Annotated in this window: 12 protein-coding genes; all 12 read left to right on the top strand. The window is 39.8% G+C overall.

All coding sequences use genetic code 11. From position 1 onward, the window contains the following. Positions 1-46 precede the first annotated feature (46 nt). Positions 47-1,597, top strand: a complete 1,551-nt coding sequence (locus tag R3X28_RS09610) for a glycosyl hydrolase family 28 protein (protein WP_317664109.1) — start codon at positions 47-49, stop codon at positions 1,595-1,597. Between the two features lie 112 nt (positions 1,598-1,709). Then, a complete protein-coding gene (locus R3X28_RS09605) occupies positions 1,710-3,284 on the top strand; it encodes a glycoside hydrolase 43 family protein (RefSeq protein ID WP_317664108.1) in 1,575 nt (524 codons plus the stop codon). 175 nt (positions 3,285-3,459) lie between these two features. Next, positions 3,460-4,866, top strand: a complete 1,407-nt coding sequence (locus R3X28_RS09600) for a hypothetical protein (RefSeq protein ID WP_317664107.1) — start codon at positions 3,460-3,462, stop codon at positions 4,864-4,866. A gap of 111 nt (positions 4,867-4,977) precedes the next feature. Continuing rightward, entirely contained in the window at positions 4,978-6,612 is a 1,635-nt protein-coding gene (locus R3X28_RS09595; protein ID WP_317664106.1) for a GH39 family glycosyl hydrolase, read from the top strand. Between the two features lie 256 nt (positions 6,613-6,868). After that, complete coding sequence (locus R3X28_RS09590) at positions 6,869-8,302, top strand: sulfatase (protein WP_317664105.1); 1,434 nt, start codon at positions 6,869-6,871, stop codon at positions 8,300-8,302. 12 nt (positions 8,303-8,314) lie between these two features. Then, the gene (locus R3X28_RS09585) at positions 8,315-10,111 is read left to right on the top strand and encodes a sulfatase-like hydrolase/transferase (RefSeq protein ID WP_317664104.1); all 1,797 of its coding nucleotides are present in this window, start codon (positions 8,315-8,317) and stop codon (positions 10,109-10,111) included. 32 nt (positions 10,112-10,143) lie between these two features. Beyond that, entirely contained in the window at positions 10,144-11,403 is a 1,260-nt protein-coding gene (locus tag R3X28_RS09580; RefSeq protein WP_317664103.1) for a TlpA disulfide reductase family protein, read from the top strand. A gap of 150 nt (positions 11,404-11,553) precedes the next feature. Further along, positions 11,554-12,138, top strand: a complete 585-nt coding sequence (locus tag R3X28_RS09575; RefSeq protein WP_317664102.1) for a helix-turn-helix domain-containing protein — start codon at positions 11,554-11,556, stop codon at positions 12,136-12,138. 207 nt (positions 12,139-12,345) lie between these two features. Further along, on the top strand, positions 12,346-14,175 hold the full coding sequence (locus tag R3X28_RS09570; RefSeq protein ID WP_317664101.1) for an arylsulfatase: 1,830 nt from the start codon (positions 12,346-12,348) through the stop codon (positions 14,173-14,175). Positions 14,176-14,203: 28 nt separating this feature from the next. Next, positions 14,204-16,153, top strand: coding sequence for a NosD domain-containing protein (locus tag R3X28_RS09565; RefSeq protein WP_317664100.1), 1,950 nt, complete (start codon positions 14,204-14,206; stop codon positions 16,151-16,153). A gap of 99 nt (positions 16,154-16,252) precedes the next feature. Continuing rightward, on the top strand, positions 16,253-17,725 hold the full coding sequence (locus tag R3X28_RS09560) for a sulfatase-like hydrolase/transferase (RefSeq protein ID WP_317664099.1): 1,473 nt from the start codon (positions 16,253-16,255) through the stop codon (positions 17,723-17,725). Between the two features lie 73 nt (positions 17,726-17,798). Beyond that, entirely contained in the window at positions 17,799-20,519 is a 2,721-nt protein-coding gene (locus tag R3X28_RS09555) for an alpha/beta hydrolase (RefSeq protein WP_317664098.1), read from the top strand. Positions 20,520-20,530 lie beyond the last annotated feature (11 nt).

Raw genomic sequence — 20,530 nt, 5'->3', positions numbered from 1 at the left:
CATTTAAGTGCTGGGAACTAAAAACCAATAAGAAAACCAAATAGCTATGTCAGCAAGAATAAAACAAAATCAATATCCAGGATTTAAGGATCAAAATGCCGTTCATAAGAAAGTGTCATTGCCAGGTCTCATGATGATTTTGGTGGTACTGCTTATCACATCCTGCAAACAAGAGACAGCCAAGGTTAATATTTATCCGGCCCCTGAAGGTATTGAATTATCAAAGGCATTTACTGTAAAAGTGGAAGAACAGTATGTACCTGTATACAAAACTAAAATTCCACCTTCTAAACCTATTCCCCGCTTAAAACCGGCAGGTGATTATGGATTTGTATCTGTAGCATCTTTTGACATGAATGAAAGTGTTACCGTTTCCATTGATTGTCCTGAAAGAGTGGAGTCGGTTAAAATTTTACCGACATCCTATGGCATTAAACCAAATTTCGAAGGAAATAAAATCACCTTTCAAATAAACAAACCAGGGCATGTAACAGTTGAGGTGAATGGGGAATGGCATGAATCATTACATATTTTAGCCAATCCTTTTGAAGAAAATATCCCTAGTCCCGAAGATCCCAATGTCATCTATTTTGGTCCAGGTATCCATGATGTAACCAACATAACCATTAGTGATGGTCAAACTATTTATCTTGCTGGTGGTGCGTATTTACGTTGTGGTACACTGGATAATGAAGAAGAAATTGAAGTAAGAGGTCGTTTAAGAAAACAACCAACCTTTATTCTGGAAGGAAAAAACGTAAGCATACGTGGACGTGGAATTATTGACCAAAGTGGTATTCCAAAAAAAATAAGACGATATACGATTTTAGCCCATAAAGCTAAAAATGTGACCATTGAAGGCGTTACCATTTTTGACCCAAGTCATTGGACTATCCCTATCCAAAGTTGTGACAAAGTACATGTTGATAATATAAAAATTATAGGTTGGAGAGGAAATGCCGACGGGGTTGATATTACAAGTAGCAGGGATGTTTTGGTGGAAAACTGTTTTATGAGAACCTTTGACGACGCGGTCGTGATTAAATCTTTTGGAGGTTATGGCGAAGTGAAAAATGTTCATACTCGAAAATGTGTAGTTTGGAATGAGTTGGCCCATTCTTTAAGTATTGGTGCCGAAGTACACGAAAACATCACTAATGTACTTTTTGAAGATTGTGATGTTATTCACGATGTAGGGCGAGAAACTGCATTAAGAGTCTATCATTGTGATGATGCCGTGATAAGTGATGTCACGTTTGATAATATAAGAATCGAAGAAGCACGTAGATTGATATCGTGTTGGATAGGAAAAACCAGATGGACAGAAACAGAAGAGCGCGGCCATATTAAAAACGTCTTTTTTAAAAATATTGTGGCAACTTCAGCACCTATTGATACGACACTTACGGGGTTTCAAGATGGTCTGGATTGGAAGCCCTATATCATTAAGGATCATGCAAGTATGGAGTTGGTAGGGTTTGATGAGGAACACTTGGTTGAAAATATAGTATTTGACAATGTAGTGCTTGATGGTAAAAAAGTACAAGCAAAACAGGTGAACTCAAATGAGTTTGTTAAGAATATCCAATTTAAATAATTGATAAGTATAAAACAAAGGATATGGACCGAATAGTCGATTTAATCGAATCTGATAGTATGGGTTTAATCGGAATTAAATAGATAAGCATTTAACTAAAAAAATAATGAAAATGAAAAAGCTAGCACAAATAATTATATTTCAACTGGTGCTAATTAATTCTATTTCGGGCCAGCAATGGACTCCGGATTTAGGAAATGGTAATTTTAAAAATCCCATTATTTATGCAGATTATTCTGATCCTGACATGGTAAAAGTTGGAGACGATTTTTATATGGTAGCATCAAGTTTTAATTGCATGCCTGGTATTCCTATTTTGCATTCAAAAGATATGGTGAACTGGGAGATAGTGAACCATGTTTATCAGAGTTTACCTCTAGAAAAATATGATAAAACGGCTCATGGTCAAGGGGCTTGGGCCCCTTCTATCCGTTATCATAACAATAAGTTCTATGTCTATTTTTGTACTCCTTACGATGGATTGTTTATGGCTACAACAGATGATCCACGAAATGATTGGGAGTTAACACATGTTGTTGATTCTGAAATGTGGGAAGATCCATGTCCTCTTTGGGACGATGATGGAAACGCTTATTTGGTGCGTGGTAAACTATGCGGTAATGATTTAATTCTGCATAAAATGAGTAAGGATGGCAAAAAACTTTTAGATAATGGGGTTTTAATATATAGGGATAAAGAGAATGACCCAATTATTGAAGGGCCAAAGTTCTTTAAAAAAGATGGCTATTACTACATTTTGGCTCCTGCAGGAGGAGTTGGAGAAGGTTGGCAGACCGCTCTTCGGTCAAAAAATATTTATGGACCCTATGAAAGAAAGACGGTTTTGCACAAGGGAAATACTGAAATCAATGGGCCACATCAAGGAGGCCTTGTTGATTTAGATTCGGGAGAGTCATGGTTTGCCCATTTTCAGGAATTAAAACCTAATGGAAGAATTGTACACCTGAATAAAGTAGAATGGGTTGATGGTTGGCCGCTAATGGGTAAAGATATAAATAAAGACGGTATTGGTGAGCCACAAATAGAATACAAGATGCCGAATGTTGGTAAAAAATATCCCGTAAAAACACCTCAAACTACTGATGAGTTCAATACAAAAAAGTTTGGATTACAGTGGCAATGGCAAGCTAATCCAAAGAATGAGTGGTATTCAATTTCTGATAATGGGAATATCAGGCTTAATGCCGTTCAGAATATTACTAAGGAAGGTAATTTGTATTATGCACCTAATTTATTACTGCAAAAATTTCCAGGACCTGATTTTATGGCAACAACAAAAGTTTCTTTCAAAGGTGATTTAGTTGGTGATAAGGGCGGTTTAGTTGTTATGGGTAGAAGTTGGACATCACTTTATATTACTAAAAATGAAACCGGTTTTAAATTGGAAATGTCAAAAAGTGACAATAATAAGTGTGATGGAATTGCGGAAGTAATCGCAAGTATAGCTATAGATAATGAAGATGTTTATTTAAGAGTAAAGATTGTTGGAAACACTATTGGTCAATATGAATACAGCCTGGATAATAAAAACTTTAGGGTAATTGGTGATGAATTCAATACTAAAGAAGGTGTTTGGATTGGTGCAAAAGTTGGTTTATTCTGTGTGAATCCGAACATACAACAAAGTAAGGGCTTTACCAATTTTGATTGGTTTAGAGTTGAATAGATAATTAATTTTTGAATTAAGTCTGTCTATAATCTAATGTAACCTACTGGTAAAGCCGGCATTCGTGCCTGCAACTCAGGTAAAACTGAAGGCAAAAAGGTTGAGGTGAAAAATGTTATTTCAATCGAAATTGTTAAGGATATTCAATTCAAACAATTCTAAAAAATATATATTAATGATTAAACAAATGCTTATTGTGTTTTCTGTTTTGTTGTTGTTTTTTTCATGTCGAGCACAATCGACAGACAATAAGAAAACAATTATTGAGGTAAATACGCTATCCGAATTTAAAAAATATTTGGATCAAGATAACGTAAACGTAAAGTTGAAGGAAGGGAACTATCAAATCGATTCGGCCGAAAAAATCAGGTTTATAGAAATTACCGGGAATGATTCCTATTTCGATATGAGAGGGGCTAGGTTTATGGTAGATACCAAACTGTTCAGTCGTCCGGATTTAATTAAAAGTTATGACGGTAATAGCATGTATTGTGCCATCGAAATATCTGGGAAAAACGTAACCTTGGAAGGCTTATACATTGAAACTTATGGGGATACCCCAGGCAGACAGAGCAAAAACAAAATTTTCAACCTAGTTGGGGAAAATGTGACCTTAAAGGATGTTGAGGTGCGAACAACAGGTTCAAGTCCATGGGGGTATGGGTATTTATACGGACTAGGGGGCAACGATGTGCGGAAGATGAATGGTATTCGCATAGGATATCCGGCAAAAAATGTAAAACTGCTAGGTTGTAAAGTCCATATGAGAGCCATGGGGCATGCCATATTTTTACAAGGCGCAGAAAATACGTTGATTGAAAACTGTCAGGTCGATGGACTCCTTCGAACTACCGATGCTATGCTTGCCGAAACATCTGGGTATGGGTTCGACAAGAAATTTTATGCAGGTAAGGGCAATTATATAGAAGGTACCATAGTTGCCGAAGATGGTAAAATTTTGCCAGGCGAAATCATCTCCCTTAGCGAGGACGGCATACGTATGTACCCAGAATATAATGGACATAAAACGCTAAATACCACCGTTAAAGGCTGTACGGTTACCCAAATGCGAAGAGGGATTTGTACGGGGTTGAGCACGTCAGGGGATAAGGTCATTGACTGCGTGGTGCGCGACTGTGTGGCAACAGGCTATAATGTTGGAAATGAAGACGTTTTGATCAATTGTAGTGCCGATGCTAAATATGGCGAAGCGTTTTGTATTCCTTATACCAATGCTAAAAATGCTCGTGTAGAAATGACCATTCTGGATAGTAGAAATGGAATGGCCAATGATTTATTGGCAAAAATAAATGGCACCGGACATCATGTGGTGATAAAAACAAAGGCTTCGGAATATATCCCGGATACTATGGCAATCAAGTTGTCGGTATGGGAAGGCTATGGCAATTTCAATGAAAATGCGAAAATGCATGCTACCGGTATTACATTGGATAATCAAACTTCAGCAGAAGTGATCAAGTTTAAAGGTACGGAGCATTTAAAAGTAAAAAGTATTGGAAAAGTACGTGAAGCTACCAAATCGGAAAATGTGGTAAATGAAAGTAATCGTACCAAACGTTAAGCGAAAATTTTAAGTAAAAAAGGAATATAGTTTATTCTATTTAAACCGAAATAATTAAGAGGTTTTAAAATCGAAACAAGAACAAGCATTTTTAAATTATAAATACTAAATATGAAAAGAATATTAGTACTTGCACTACTGTTGGCACAGGTAAAAGTGGGTGTATCACAGGGCATTTCAGTGAGTTCAAAAGAAAAAGGGGAACAGTTCGAGCACTTCTGGAGCAAAAGTGTTGGGGCCGGGCGTGCCAACGAAGGGTTACGCGCGGGATGGTTGGAGCAATTGGAAAAAGTACAACAAAACTGTGGGTTTGAATTTGTGCGTTTTCATGGGATTTTTCACGATGATATGTTCCCGGTTTTTGAAAAAAACGGCACGTACACCTACAATTGGCAATACATCGATGATCTATTCGATAGAATGCTCGATTTAAATGTACGGCCATTTGTGGAACTGGCATTTTTTCCAAAACCATTGGCTGCCGAAAACAGCAAGACCCAGTTTTGGTGGAAAGCGAATATTACCCCGGACGAATCCAAATTCGATGAATGGCACAATTTGGTAAAGGCCTTTACACAACACTGTGTAGACCGATACGGTATTGATGAGGTGCTAACATGGTATTTTGAGGTTTGGAACGAGCCGAATCTGCATTATGGATTTTTCGATGGCACCAAGTCGCAATATTTTGAACTGTACAAACAATCGGTGTCGGCCGTACGCGCTGTAGATAAGCGTTTAAAGGTAGGAGGTCCTTCCAGCAGTAACTTCGTGGCAGATGGAAGGTACGATGGCGAAGTGGAAAGTAGGGATGGGGATTTGATCACGTTTACAGCGGATAATATCAACGATTTGCAATGGAAAGGCTCTTGGATAGAAGACTTTTTGAAGTATTGTGAAAAAGAGAAATTGCCGGTGGATTTTGTATCGACACATCCGTATCCAACCGATTATCCTTTCAATCCTACCACAGGAAAAGGAAAAGACTTTTCACGCTACGTGAATTCTACAAAGGATGATATGGAATGGCTAAACAAAGTGATTGAAAATAGTGCCTATCCAAATGCCGAAATTCATTTAACCGAATGGAATACGAGTCCGAACAGTCGCGATGCCATGCACGATTTTTTACCACCTGCAGCATATATTGCCAAAGTGAATTTAGACTGTATTGGATTGGCAAACTCTTTGGCCTTTTGGACGTTTACTGATATTTTTGAGGAAAAAGGAGGCGGAGAAAGTATCTTCCACGGCGGTTTTGGTATGATCAACTACCAAGGATTGGTAAAGCCATCGTATCATGCTTACCGAATGCTGCACCAGTTAGGTGATGAAAAGTTGTTTAAGAACGATTATGTATTCGTGAGCCGTAAATCAGGTGATGGTAAAGTCGTGGCTTTGGCCTATAATTATCCGGAAGACCAATACAATGCAGTACCTTCAAGTATTAAAAAGATAGATAAATTCGAGAAAGGTTCAACACGCCGGTTAACCATGCAACTGACCGATTTAAAACCAGGTACCCAATTTAAGTTGGAAACCTTGGATAAAGATCACGGTAACATTTACGATTACTGGGAAAAAATGGGAAAACCTGAACCCCCGACACGTGAACAGATCAAAGTGATGAAGCAATACGCTGAAAATTTAAAGACCGAAATACTTACTGCCGATGAAAAAGGAATGTTGAAAATAGATAGGGTGCTTTCTCCGTGGAGTTTGGTTTTGATTGAACAGGTCAATTAAGTTGACGTCACCATAAAACCTATTATCGCATCAGGTCGAACAGACCTATGATTTTTTTTGAACCTTGATGGTTATTAAGCCATCAAGGTTCTTTTTGTAATAGGACTTCCTTTACATGACTTTATAGTTATCGAACTTGAACCATAGTTTATATTTTAATTTAAGGATGACGTTTAATTTTAGGGCTAAGAAGTTTTTAAAAAGCCAAACAATAAAAATGATAAAAATCAGGGTTCAGAATCTATCCTTTGTATTTATGTTTATTCTCACAGCCTGCAACGGTGGGAAAGGCGATAAAACACAAATAGGGGAAAGGGTGCGGAAGAATGTACTGCTTATCTGTATTGATGATCTACGCCCTGAACTGAATTCCTTTGGAGCTTCTTATGTGAAGTCTCCCAATATAGATCATTTGGCATCCATAGGACGTCCTTTTTCCCGTCATTATGTAAGTGCACCTAGTTGTGGGCCTTCCCGTTATACCATGCTTACAGGGCAATATGGGGTTCAATATAGGAAGCATTCCAACCAGGCCTTATTTTCCCGTGCAATGGATATGGCCAAGAACCCATATCAAGTCATGCCCAGTATGCCCGAATGGTTTCGTAAAAATGGGTATACCACGGTATCGGTAGGCAAGGTGTCCCATCATCCAGGAGGGCGTGGGGGAGTCGACTGGGACAATGATACCCTACCTGAAATGCCCAACGCTTGGGATAGGCATTTAATGCCGGTTGGTGCATGGAAAACACCCCGGGGTGCAATGCATGGTCTATCGTATGGAAAAGTAAGGAAGCCCGGTCAACGGGATGTCTTGGAGGCGGTGGACGACAAGGACACAAGTTATCCAGATGGCCTTATTGCCGAGGAAGGACTAAAACAACTCGAAGAATTGGCGTCAGGAAGGGAACCCTTCTTTTTGGCCATCGGCCTTATTAAACCCCATTTGCCGTTTGGGGTTCCAAAAAAGTACCTGGAGCGCTATGATGGAGTTACCATTCCTTTACCGTTACACCCTGAAAAACCCAAAGGGAAAACAACTTGGCATGGTTCCAACGAATTTATGGCTTATGATCGTTGGGGTAAAGATCCCAGGGAAGATAAGGAGTTTGCTTTGGAACTGAAGAAGTACTATGCCGCATGTGTAAGTTATGCGGACAAACATGTTGGGGATATTCTAAAAAAATTAAAAGAAACCGGTGCCGATAAAAATACCGTAGTCGTTTTATGGGGTGATCATGGATGGCATTTGGGAGAACATGCTATTTGGGGCAAACACAGTCTGTTTGAAGAATCGCTTCGTTCACCGCTTATCGTTTATGATCCCGAAATGGGAAATCCCGGAAAACAAAGTAATGCGATTGTGGAATCCCTGGATATATTCCCGACGTTGTGCGAGTTGACCGAACTCCCTAAACCTGAATGTTTACACGGCAGTTCACTTGTATCGAACATTCAAAATCCACAATCGAAAGGACATTCGGCAGTGGCTTATACTTCAGAAGCAACGACCCTAAGAACGGATAACTATCGTTTTATACATCATAGTAGTGGGGAAGTTGAACTCTATGATCATCGAGTGGACCCATCCGAAATCCAGAATATCGCCGCTGGGAACCCAGAGTTGGTCAGCAAACTTAAGAACCATTTGGAGGCGAAGTTGGACAGGGCCCATGATAGGAAACCATAATAAGAAAATGAAATGAAAAAATTTGGAATAGGTATAGTGTTCTCATTTATGGTAGGCTGGGTATTTTCCCAGGAACGACCGAATGTGATTTTTGTAATGCCCGACGATATAAGTCATAAAGCGTTTTCATATTACAATCCCAATGGACCTCAAACTCCGAATATCGACACTTTTGCGAAAGAATCGGTCCGATTGACCGATTTTCATGTTTCCCCAAGTTGTTCCCCAACGCGGGCTGCACTTTTAACAGGGCGACCCAGTGATGTAGTGGGGGTATGGCATACGATCAATGGCCGAAACATGATGCGTGCCGATGAAATAACCATGGCCGATATTTTTAAAGCCAATGGCTATGCTACCGGATTGTTCTTTAAATGGCATTTAGGGGATAATTACCCTTTTCGACCTAAAGACAGGGGTTTTGAATATGTTGCTTGGATTAAGGGAGGAGGTACCGGGCAACAGCCCGATTATTGGGGAAACACCAATAATGCCGCTCATATATGGGTGAATGATACTCTGGTGGAAATGACCGATGAGGATGATGGGATCAAAGGGGCCTTTACGACAAATTTTTTTATGAATCGTGCCATGGATTTCATGGATGAAAACATCAAGCGGGAAAAACCCTTTTTTGCCTATATTCCATTGGGTACGGCCCACGCCCCCCACGTAATGCCACCGGATGCGCGTGACGGGGTAAGTGCCAAAACGGGAACGATCGAAAATATTGACAAGAACTTCGGGCGGTTACTCCAATTCCTGGATGATCGTGGAATTGCGGATAATACCCTACTTGTTTTTACTACGGATAATGGTGGGGGCACCTACCTTCGCGGCGGTAAGGGCTCCAATTATGACGGGGGTACAAGGGTGCCCTGCTTTATTCGGTGGGCCGATGGAGGGCTTGGAGGTGATGGTAAAGGAAGGGAAATAGTACCACTTACAGCGCATATAGACTGGCTTCCAACCTTTATGGATGTCCTAGGATTCAACGATGTCCCCGATCGGCCCGAAAAGCTGAAAATCCGAGGACGAAGTTTCAAGCCTTTTTTGGATGATGATCCCTCGAACGATCCGGAAGATTACAAGAATAGGACGGTTACCATTAATGACATGTGGACGGAATTTCCGGAAAAGTATAAAAAACTTTCCGTAAAAAAGGATATTTGGGAAGGTAATATAATTACCCATAAATGGCGCTTAATTAGAAATAGTGCGGATGCTGACTGGGAGCTTTATGATGTATTGGTCGATGAAAAACAGCAGAAGGATGTATTCCATAAACCAGAAAACAAGGACATTATTTCAGATTTAAAAGAAGCATATGAAAAATGGTGGCAACTTGTTGATGAACGATCCAATGAATATACACGCATTGGGATCGGCCACCCCGAAGAGCCTATAACGGTCCTTCATGCCCATGACTTTCATGGTACCGTAATTTGGCATCAAGACGACGTTAAAAAAGGAGCTACAGGAAGTGGATTTATCGCTGTGGAATTTGATAAACCAGGTACCTATACTTTCGATCTTCGACGTTGGCCCAAAGAAATCGAAGCTGAAACGACATTGACTTCACCTGGGTCGGCTAAAGCCTTGCAAATTGCAAGTGCACGTATAAAAATATGGAATGGTGATAAGGTCTATGTCGATAAAACAAAGAACGCAGCAACTAATGCCGATGGCGTTCGGTTTACGGTTAAGGAGCTACCCAAAGGCCCGGCATTTATCCAAACCTGGTTTTATGATGTTTCTGGGGAAATAAATGGTGCTGTATACTATAATTACGTATCCAATGTAAATTAGGAAAAAATCATTATCTCATAAATCTAGAAGTTATGCGTTTATTAACAAAATTAATTTTCTTTCCAATATTAGTTTCATTATTCAATTGCTCACCAAAAGAAAGGCAGGTTTTGCAACTCAATGGAACAGTAATAAATAGTGAAACCAAATCCATTTTATTATTGAAGCCAAATCAAGATTCAAGATTTGATTCATTGATTGAAATTCCGGTTAAAAATGGCACATTTCATTACACAGAACAACTCAAAAATCCTGAAGTTGTAAATCTTGCGTTTGCCGAATCCGTTAAAAAAGGTGCTTTCAGGCCAATGCGGGTATTTTTGGAAAATGAGAACATTGATCTGACCATTTACCCAGAAGAAGAATTTGATAAAAATGTTGTTGAGGGCGGGAGTTTAAATGCCGAGTATAAAAATTATCAGCAAAATCTTAAGAATAGGTTTTTTGAAAGGATAAAACCTCTAAATGATAGCATAAGTGCGCTACATATTAATTATGAATATAATAGTGATAAAGTAAGAGTATTATATGATAAACTACAAGAGATAAAAAATCAAGAGCAAAAAATAGTTGTCTATAAAAAAATTGATGAATTAAGAAAAGTTAATCAACACTTAAGTCCTAAAGCACAAATTTTAGAAGAAAAATTAAAATCAATATATGATGAAATAAACAAGTTTCAACAAGAATATATTGAAAATAACCCAACGATTGTTTCTTATTCTTTTCTACTGGAAAACTTGATTTATTACAAGGAAACTTTGGATGTTAATTCAACAAAAAACGCATATAGTGTACTTTCAAAAGCTAACCCTGATCATCCTTATAATGATTTAGCTTTTTCCTTGATTAATGCTATTGAAAATGTAAAGGTCGGCAAAAAATATATAGATTTTTCTGCTCCAGACCTGAATGGTAATGAGGTTAAATTGTCGGATAAAATAGACGGGAAAGTTGCTTTGTTGGATTTATGGGCTACATGGTGTAGCCCCTGTATAGCAAACAGTAGAAAAATGGTTCCTGTATTTGAGGAATTTAAGGACAAAGGATTTACAATTGTTGGGGTAGCAGGAGAATTTAAAAATACCACAAGGCTGATTGAGTTTCTTGAAAAGGAAAAATGGCATTGGTTAAATTTAGTGGAACTCGACAGGAAAAATGGCATTTGGCAAAAATACGGCGTTGACGGCGGAGGTGGGGGAATGTTCCTTATTGATGATAACGGAATTATTTTAGCCAAAGACCCAACAGCAGAGGAAGCTAAGCAGATATTGGAGTCTCGTTTGAACTAAAATAAGTTTTATACACCATAAAGCAATAATTTATTGTTGTTCTTGAACAAACAACAGCCTGACATAAATGTCGTAAAAATGACGTATTAAAGACGCAACAATAATCTTTAATCTAAAACTACTTTTACTCTAAATTAAAATTTTAAAAAAATGGAAAGTTCGAGTTCATCACAAAGAGTAAAGGATTTAAGGCGTCAAAAAGGAATGACTCAAGAATTATTAGCTGAAAATTCAGGATTAAGTTTAAGGACAATTCAACGAATTGAGAACAATGAAACTGTACCCAGAGGTGACTCTCTAAAAAGATTAGCAATTGCTTTGAATACAACACCTGATGAAATAATTGACTGGAAAATGCAAGAAGACAAAAGTTATTTAATTATAATGAGTTTGTCGTCATTAGGTTTTTTGTTCTTCCCAATATTAGGAATTATTATTCCTTTAGTTTTTTGGATATCAAAAAAAGATAAACTGAAAAACGTGAATGAACTTGGTAAATCAATTTTAAATTTTGAGCTAACTTGGTCAATTTTATTATTCACTTATTGGATTTTAATATTTTCAGGAGCTATTGGCGGGATAATGAACCCTATATCCCCAGCAAGTATTCTTAAAATTTATTTCCCTGCAATAGTATTATACATTTTTAACTTTACTATTATTGTCATTAATACTATTCGAATTTCAAAAGAGAAAAAAGCCAAGTTTGCTCCTGCGCTAAGAATATTTAAATGAATTGTACATTTAAATTTTAATAAAATTCTTCAACCATTTCTAGAGTTGTTAACTCTCTTTCTAAAGGTTAATAGTTTATATGAATTGAACTATAAGTTACAATTAATTGAGTCCAAAAAAATTAATTTCGGAAGGTAGAAATTTTACAAGGTTTCTTGTTTTCAAAATTCTATTTTATTGAGTTCATTTTATTAAATTATTGTCATTTTGAAAAGACTAAAAAATACATCTTATTTATTCTTAATTGTTTGTGTTCATTTATTAGTTTCTTGTTCATCTGAAACTGAAACTAAGGAAAAACCCAATGTGATTCTTATTATGGTCGATGACCAAGGGTATGGGGATATCGCCAGTCTGGGGAATCCATATATAAAAACACCGAATATCGATGGTCTGCATGCACAAAGTGCCCGCTTTACCGATTATCATGTGAGTCCGACCTGTGCCCCGACAAGGGCCGCGATTCTTACGGGGCATCATTCGAATAGGGCAGGGGTTTGGCATACCGTGAATGGGCGTTCCCTAATTTTAGAGCGGGAAACCACCATGGCACAGGTTTTTAAGGAAAATGGGTATAGTACCGGGATTTTTGGAAAATGGCATTTAGGAGATAATTACCCATTCCGACCCCAAGACAAAGGTTTTGACGAAGTTTTGGTCCACGGTGGGGGCGGAGAGGAACAAACCATGGATTATTGGGACAATGACTATTTTGATGATACCTATATGCACAATGGCAAACTGGAGAAATACAAAGGGTTTTGTACCGATGTATGGTTCGAAAATGCCAAAAACTATATACAGGAAAATAAAGACAAGCCTTTCTTTTGTTATTTGTCTACCAATGCGGCACATTCCCCTTATTTTGTTGCCGATAAATATTCGGATCCTTATAAAGACAACGAAAATATTCCAAATGCGGCCTTTTATGGGTTGATCGCCAATGTCGATGAGAATATCGGAAAGCTGATGGATTATTTGGAGTCCATAAAATTGATGGATAATACCATAATCATCTTCACCACCGACAATGGTACGGCAGCAGGGGCGAAAATCGAAAAAGGAGGAGATCGGTTGGATGGCTTTATTGCCAAAGGATACAATTCGGGAATGCGTGGCATAAAAGCCAGTATGTACGAAGGAGGACACCGTGTACCGTTGTTCATCCATTGGAAAAATGGGGGAATCATCTCTGGGAAAGACATCAATGAGTTAACTGCCCACTACGATGTGTTTCCGACCTTGGTTGAACTTTGTGGTTTAAATGTAAAAGAAGATTTAAAGTTCGATGGAAAAAGTTTGGTCCCTTTGATCAATGGCAACTCTGAAGAATTTGAGGACAGGATCGTGATTACCAATTCACAGCGTATAGAAAATCCGGAACCATGGCGAAGAACGGCCTTAATGCAAAAGAATTGGCGGGTAATCAATGGAACCGAACTGTATGATCTGAAAACCGATCCGGAGCAACGTGTGGATATCGCAGATCAACATCCCGATAAAATGGCAGGGTTTAAAAAGGCCTATGATACTTGGTGGGAGGAAATTTCTCCGAGTTATAAAGACCAACCTTATATCATTATAGGGCACGAGGCAGAAAACCCGGTAAATTTATATTGCCACGATTGGCATACCGATAAGGTGAGCCCATGGCATCAAAGGCATATCAGAACGGGTTATGTCGATAATGGCTACTGGTTGGTGAGAGTGGAAGAAAGCGGAACCTATACATTTAAGCTACGTCGTTGGCCAGAGGAAATACATCTTCCAATGAATGCAGAAGCCCCTGTACGCCCTGCAAAACCCGGAACAAGCGTAACGGAAAGCAAGAAGAGTAAATCCTTGACGGTCCGGGAAGCAAAACTGGTCATACAGGATTACGAGTCCGCCAAAGAAGTGGACCCCAGTGCTGAGTACGTCGAATTCACTGTTGATTTAAAAAAAGGGGAAACAAAACTTAAAACAGAGTTTACCCTGGATGACGGAGTTAACATCGGTGCGTATTATGTGAATGTGGAAAAATTGTCAAAGGGGTAAGAACAACTCAAAAAAATAATATCCAATAATGAAATATTTAGTACTCGTCTTATGTCTTATGTCGGCGTTATTTGTAAATGCCCACGAATACCACGTTTCAAAAAAAGGCAATGATTTTAATGACGGAAGTATCGAAGCACCCTTTAAAACCATATCTAAAGCGGCAAAAATAGCGCAACCTGGAGACATGATTACCGTACACGAAGGGGTGTATAGGGAATGGGTGGATCCGGCTTATGGCGGAATGAACGATAGAAACAGGGTAATATATCGCGCCGCCGAAAATGAAGAGGTTTGGATCAAGGGTTCCGAAGTGATTAATACGTGGAAAAAGCACAAAGGAACGGTATGGAAAGCTGTTTTGGACAATGCACTTTTTGGGGACTTTAATCCGTATCAGGAAATCCTTTATGGTGACTGGATAACGAAGACCTATGGTCGGGACCACCACTTGGGAGAGGTGTATGTAAATGGCAAGGCCTTATATGAGATTGACAGTTTGGCGAAAGTGTTTATTGAAAATCCATTGGAAAGGGCCATGGATACCGAAGGTTCCAAATACAAATGGTATTGTGAAAGTAACCAAAAGTCGACGACCATATATGCTAATTTCAACGGAATGAATCCGAATAAGGAATTAGTTGAAATAAATGTGCGGCCTACCGTGTTTTGGCCCAAGAAAACAGGAATAAATTACATTACGGTCCGCGGTTTTAAAATGTGCCATGCCGCAACACAATGGGCACCGCCCACTGCGGAACAGATAGGTTTGATCGGTCCAAATTGGAGCAAAGGTTGGATTATTGAAGACAATTTGATTTCCGATTCCAAATGTTCTGGTATCGTATTGGGTAAAGAGCGGGCTTCTGGACATAACTTATGGTCTCGTGACCGTAAAAAACACGGTACCCAAAGGGAAAGGGAAGTGGTGTTCAAAGCATTGCAACTGGGTTGGTCCAAGGAGAATATTGGTTCCCATATCGTTTGGAACAACACTATCAGGGACTGTGAGCAAGGTGGTATTATAGGCCATTTGGGTAATGTGTTCAGTGAAATAAGCAATAATCACATCTATAACATTAATGTAAAGAAACAATTTACCGGTTGGGAAATAGGGGGCATAAAACTGCATGCGGCCATCGATGTCCTTATTGCAAATAATTGCATACACGATAACCATAGGGGAATTTGGCTCGATTGGCAGGCGCAAGGAGCACGGGTAACCGGCAATCTTTTGTTCAACAATGAAGATCAAGATTTGTTCTTGGAGGTAAACCACGGACCAATGATTGTCGACAACAACATATTATTGTCCGAAAGAGGGATTCTCAATGCATCGCAGGGAAGCGCATTTGTAAATAATCTAATAGCAGGAAATGTACAAATGCGGGCGGCCAGTAATCGATTCACACATTACCATTTCCCACATTCCACCCAAGTGTTGGGGATGATGACGATCATACAGGGTGATGACCGGTTTTACAATAATATTTTTGCCGCAAATAACGAAGCATTGGCGAACGAACAATTTTATGGGCTGAATGCATACGACGATTTTCCACCGGCAACCTACGAATGGAAATCCCCCGGTGGTATGAATGCGTATACAAAACAGAAATTCCCTGTTTTCATTGATGCTAACCTGTATTTGAATAAAGCGCTGCCTTCGGTTATTGAAACCAATTTTGTTGAGAACCGGACACTTGATCCCGAAATAAGCCTGTCCCAAGAAGACGATGGGTACTACTTAAATATCAAGGTTGATGGGAGTTTTGGAAAAGTGAAGACCCAAATGGTCAATACGGCATTGTTGGGAGCTGCTTTTCAAACGGAAACCCCGTTCGAAAATCCGGATGGTTCACCGGTTACCATTGACAATGACTATTTTGGGGATATAAGAAAATCGGATACCCCAATGGTCGGACCGTTACAAAACCTTAAAGTTGGAGAAAACAAAATAAAGGTTTGGGGAAATTAAGTAAAAGATTTCCAAAGCGTATTTGAGGTGATAGCTTATGGAAAGTGCTAAAAGACCAATTGAAGTTGTTCAAATTACTAACACCAAAATCCACTTAAATTGAAAAAGAACCAAGGCTTATTTATCATTTTACTAGTAATCTTGCTGGCTTTCAGTAGTTGTAAAAACAAGGAAAAGGTCATTGAAGAACCTAAACGGCCGAATTTTCTTTTTGTGCTCGTAGATGATCAGTCGCCATTCGATTTACAGACCTATGACCCCAATTCCATTTTAGAGACTCCCAATATCAGTAAACTGTCGGAAGAGGGGATGGTCTTTGATCAAGCAAGACATATGGGGTCCATGAATGGGGCCGTTTGTACCCCTTCACGCCATATGATCATGACGGGGCGTACGCTTTGGCATTTGCCTCCAAGTGCGGAATTTCAAAAACAGACCGATCCACATGAATTGGATGATCAGACCATCGGAGCCGTATTCAATAGGGCCGGATATAAGACCATGCGCACCTGTAAAAAGGGAAATTCCTATCCGGGGGCGAACAAACAGTTTACGGTGGTACATGATGCCACCAAGCGTGGCGGTACAGCGGAAAGTGGCAGTGCATGGCATGCCGAACAAGTACTCGATTATCTTCAGGATAGGGATTCCATCAAAGAAAAAGATCCTTTCTTTATTTATTTTGGCTTTTCACATCCCCATGATACGAGAAACGGCACACCGGAATTGCTAGCCAAATATGGGGCGGTAAACCATAAAGACCCAAACAGTCTACCTCCAGCTAATGATAAGCAACCGCAGTTACAACCCAATCACCTCGAAAAACAACCATTTTTTCATGGACATCCCGATCTTCGGGATGAAGAACGGGTTAGTGGGGTCTGGAAAAACAGGGATGAACGTACCATAAGAAACGAATTGGGTAGGGAATATGCCTGTTCCGAAAATATCGATAATCAATTAGGGAAAGTCCTGAAGAAATTGGAGGCCATGGGCGAGCTTGACAATACCTATATCATTTATACCTCCGACCATGGTATTGCCATCGGCAGGCATGGTTTTCAAGGGAAGCAAAACCTTTATGAGCATACTTGGCGCGTACCTTTCATAATAAAAGGCCCGGGAATAGAAGCGGGAAAAAGGGCGAAAGGGAATATATACCTTTTGGATATTTTACCTACTTTATGCGATTTGGCAGGAATTGAAGCTCCAAAAACAGTGGAAGGTAAAAGTTTTGTACCTGTCTTAAAAGGCGAAAAAGAAGCGGTAAGGGATGTGATGTACGGGGTTTACGCTGGTGGCACCAAACCGGGCATGCGTGCGGTGAAAAAAGGGGATTGGAAACTCATAAAGTATGATGTCATGGATGGGGCGGTTAGGGAAACCCAACTGTTTAATTTAGCCGAAAACCCAAATGAATTTTTACCCGAACACCACAAAACTGGGGAAATGCAAACCGATTTGGCTGAAAATCCCAAATACGCCGATAAATTGGCGGAAATGGAAGCTTTGCTGCTTGAGCAAATGCAGGAAAATGATGATCCCTATAGGTTGTGGAACCAAACGGAATAGGTTTCGTAACCATTGTAAAGAAGAAAGGTAAAGGCTAAACAGCAATTCTATTCGGTAATCTTAGAGCATTATTATGAAAAATCGCATTCAATCTACAATAACCCTGTTCGTACATAGCATATTTCTATTAGGTGTGTTTTTAATAGGCAGTCAATCAATGGTCTATAGCCAAACTGCCAAGGAGCAAGGGATTCTTGACACCTTTGGCCATAAAGAGGTCGTGGTCTACAAAACGGTGGATGGCATGGAATTGAACATGACCGTTTTCTACCCAGATCCAGACAAAATCCAGGAAAGAAATCCCTGGATGCTTCATGTCCATGGGGGTGGTTGGGCAGGTGGCAGTAAATACAATATATTGAAAAAGCCATTTTTGGGAACTTTACGATCCCTTCTTGATAATGGGGTGATATGCTTCACTATAGAATACCGCTTAGCCCGTGGCTCTTCAACGGCTTATGATGCCGTCGTCGATGCTAAGGATGCCGCTCGGTTTCTCTTGAAAAATGCTGAAAAATATAAATTGGATATGGAACGGTATGGCATTTGGGGTGGCTCTGCAGGGGGGCATCTTAGCTTGGTGACCGCTTTAGGGAACGATGTTGATTTCCAAGGCGATCCACTATTAAAGGGCGTTTCTCCCAAATTTAAATGTGTGGCCTCGTATTTTCCGTTTACCTCATGTGTGAATCCCGACATTCGACCCGGATCCATTTTTGAGGACGGGAAGCTTTTTGTTCGACTTTTAGGGGCACCGTTACATGAGAAACCGGAATTGGCGCGATTGCTTAGTCCAACCGAACTTTTAAAAGAAAGTAGTCCGCCTATTTTATTGCTTCATGGTGATCAGGATACAACGCTTCCGATAATCAACTCGATTTATATGAAAGATGTGGCAGCCGAAAAAAATGCGGATGTACAGTTATTGACGGTTAAAAATGCCGGGCATGTTTTTAAAGGACAGGACATCTCACCCTCCATGGAGGAAATTAACGATCATGCTGCTACGTTTATCCTTTCCCATTTAAAGGAAACGAATGTTCCATTGCAACCCCAAAACCGCAATGATCAAAAAGAAGGTTCAATGTCGAAGAACGCTTATTGGAATAATGATACGCCCTTGGTTCCCTTTCGTCTACCTCCGGCACCCATAGGTTATCAGCCAACGTATATCGATTTGGATCAAGATGGTGATCCCGATATCCTCCGTACTATCACCATTCATAACACACCGGTTCAGTGGATTGATGACGACGACGATTTAAAAGTTGGGGATATTGAAGGTGATACGGATAGCGATTGCGTTATGGTTGATGTAAATAAAGACGGTAAATACGGGGATTACGGTGATCTGGCCGTAGATTGGATCGATACCGATGGGGATGGAAAAGCCGACATGCAGGTTTTAGTGGAAAATTCGGAACGGGAAGTATCAAAGATGTCCGGACCCGGACAGCACTATATGTGGGTTTTGGATACCGATAACGACAATGTCTTTAATTATATCGATTGGAATACCTTTAAACTACGGGCTTGGTTGCATGAAGGAAGTTCTAATTTCATGGAGGACTATAATGGCCAAAGTACCTTCCTGAAAATACATGCATCCACATATTTCATGGATGATGTACGTCTAAATTGGGAAAACCCTTTCTTGTTTTTCGACCAAGATGACGATGGCCTGTCGGATATGGCCGTACGTGTTCTGGATAGATATAAAGGAGGCAGTGATAAACCCACCGGGGAAGGGCTGCATTTAACAGGTAACGCTGGCTTGGTCGCAGTTACGTACGACATGGATAATGACAATGCTCCCGGTAATGAATTTGATTTTGACATGTCCTTCCGTTTTACGGGCAAAGGGTTCAATTATATGGATCAGGTGCATGAATTTAAAAACAGTAGGGTTGTAGAGGCCGATTCGTTTTTTATTGATTCGCGCTGGAGAAAGATCACGGAATTATTATATCCGGATCATAACAACGTATTGGATTTGACCTATGATCGGGGCGAATGGGATGAGATCTATTTTGTATACGATGAAGACGACGATTGTGAGCGCTGGGAAAGGGTGGAATTTTACGACCCCCTTGATCCTTTTAAAACCGGACTGAATAACGGCGGTTTGGACAATAATCAGCAGGCCGATGCCATCGGTGATCGGGGCGAATGGGATTTGGATTATAGTGGGAATGCGAATTTATATATTTCAAAATTCGACGGACGGCTACATTTATATGGTGCCGAATGGGGATGCTGGCGTATTGACCAATTGGCTTATTCCTATCAAGGCTGGGGAGGTCTTTACAATGAGTACACCCCAAGATGGGAGCGTTTGCAAAAAGAATTCCATCCTTTTGGTACATTCAAATATGAGGATACCGACAACAATGGTTTTTTGGATAAAATCGAAATGGATATTGATGGGGATAAACGATTCGAAAGAACGATTTTACTCAAGGATCTGGGAATTGATGACCAATGTGAAATCATCAATACCTCAAAAATGGGTTATGGGGATTATAGGAAACTACACACGACAATGTCCAATGACATCTGGAAAAAGGCAGAAAAAGCCATCCGTGTGGCAGAGGCGTATGGATTGAATACTTCTTGGTACGCTTTGATGAAAAACCCGAAATCGGAAAATCAGAAATACCAATATGGATACTGGTTACAGTTCTACATCTATATGGATTTGATGCATAAAACCATGTCCGAAAATAAAAATTTGGATGTTGAGAAAATCAACAAAGCATACTTTGGTGGCAATTGGGACATGCTCATGGACTGATGGGCTATGAT

The organism is Maribacter sp. TH_r10 (genome assembly GCF_033101095.1).
In the GTDB taxonomy this organism is placed as follows: domain Bacteria; phylum Bacteroidota; class Bacteroidia; order Flavobacteriales; family Flavobacteriaceae; genus Maribacter_A; species Maribacter_A luteus.
This window is presented reverse-complemented; position numbering and strand designations above follow the sequence as displayed.

Excerpts from the sequence above, each read along its gene's own strand:
- R3X28_RS09610 (WP_317664109.1), top strand. The coding sequence starts at position 47 with ATGTCAGCAAGAATAAAACAAAATCAATATCCAGGATTTAAGGATCAA.
- R3X28_RS09605 (WP_317664108.1), top strand. The coding sequence starts at position 1,710 with ATGAAAAAGCTAGCACAAATAATTATATTTCAACTGGTGCTAATTAAT.
- R3X28_RS09600 (WP_317664107.1), top strand. The coding sequence starts at position 3,460 with ATGATTAAACAAATGCTTATTGTGTTTTCTGTTTTGTTGTTGTTTTTT.
- R3X28_RS09595 (WP_317664106.1), top strand. The coding sequence starts at position 4,978 with ATGAAAAGAATATTAGTACTTGCACTACTGTTGGCACAGGTAAAAGTG.
- R3X28_RS09590 (WP_317664105.1), top strand. The coding sequence starts at position 6,869 with ATGTTTATTCTCACAGCCTGCAACGGTGGGAAAGGCGATAAAACACAA.
- R3X28_RS09585 (WP_317664104.1), top strand. The coding sequence starts at position 8,315 with ATGAAAAAATTTGGAATAGGTATAGTGTTCTCATTTATGGTAGGCTGG.
- R3X28_RS09580 (WP_317664103.1), top strand. The coding sequence starts at position 10,144 with ATGCGTTTATTAACAAAATTAATTTTCTTTCCAATATTAGTTTCATTA.
- R3X28_RS09575 (WP_317664102.1), top strand. The coding sequence starts at position 11,554 with ATGGAAAGTTCGAGTTCATCACAAAGAGTAAAGGATTTAAGGCGTCAA.
- R3X28_RS09565 (WP_317664100.1), top strand. The coding sequence starts at position 14,204 with ATGAAATATTTAGTACTCGTCTTATGTCTTATGTCGGCGTTATTTGTA.
- R3X28_RS09555 (WP_317664098.1), top strand. The coding sequence starts at position 17,799 with ATGAAAAATCGCATTCAATCTACAATAACCCTGTTCGTACATAGCATA.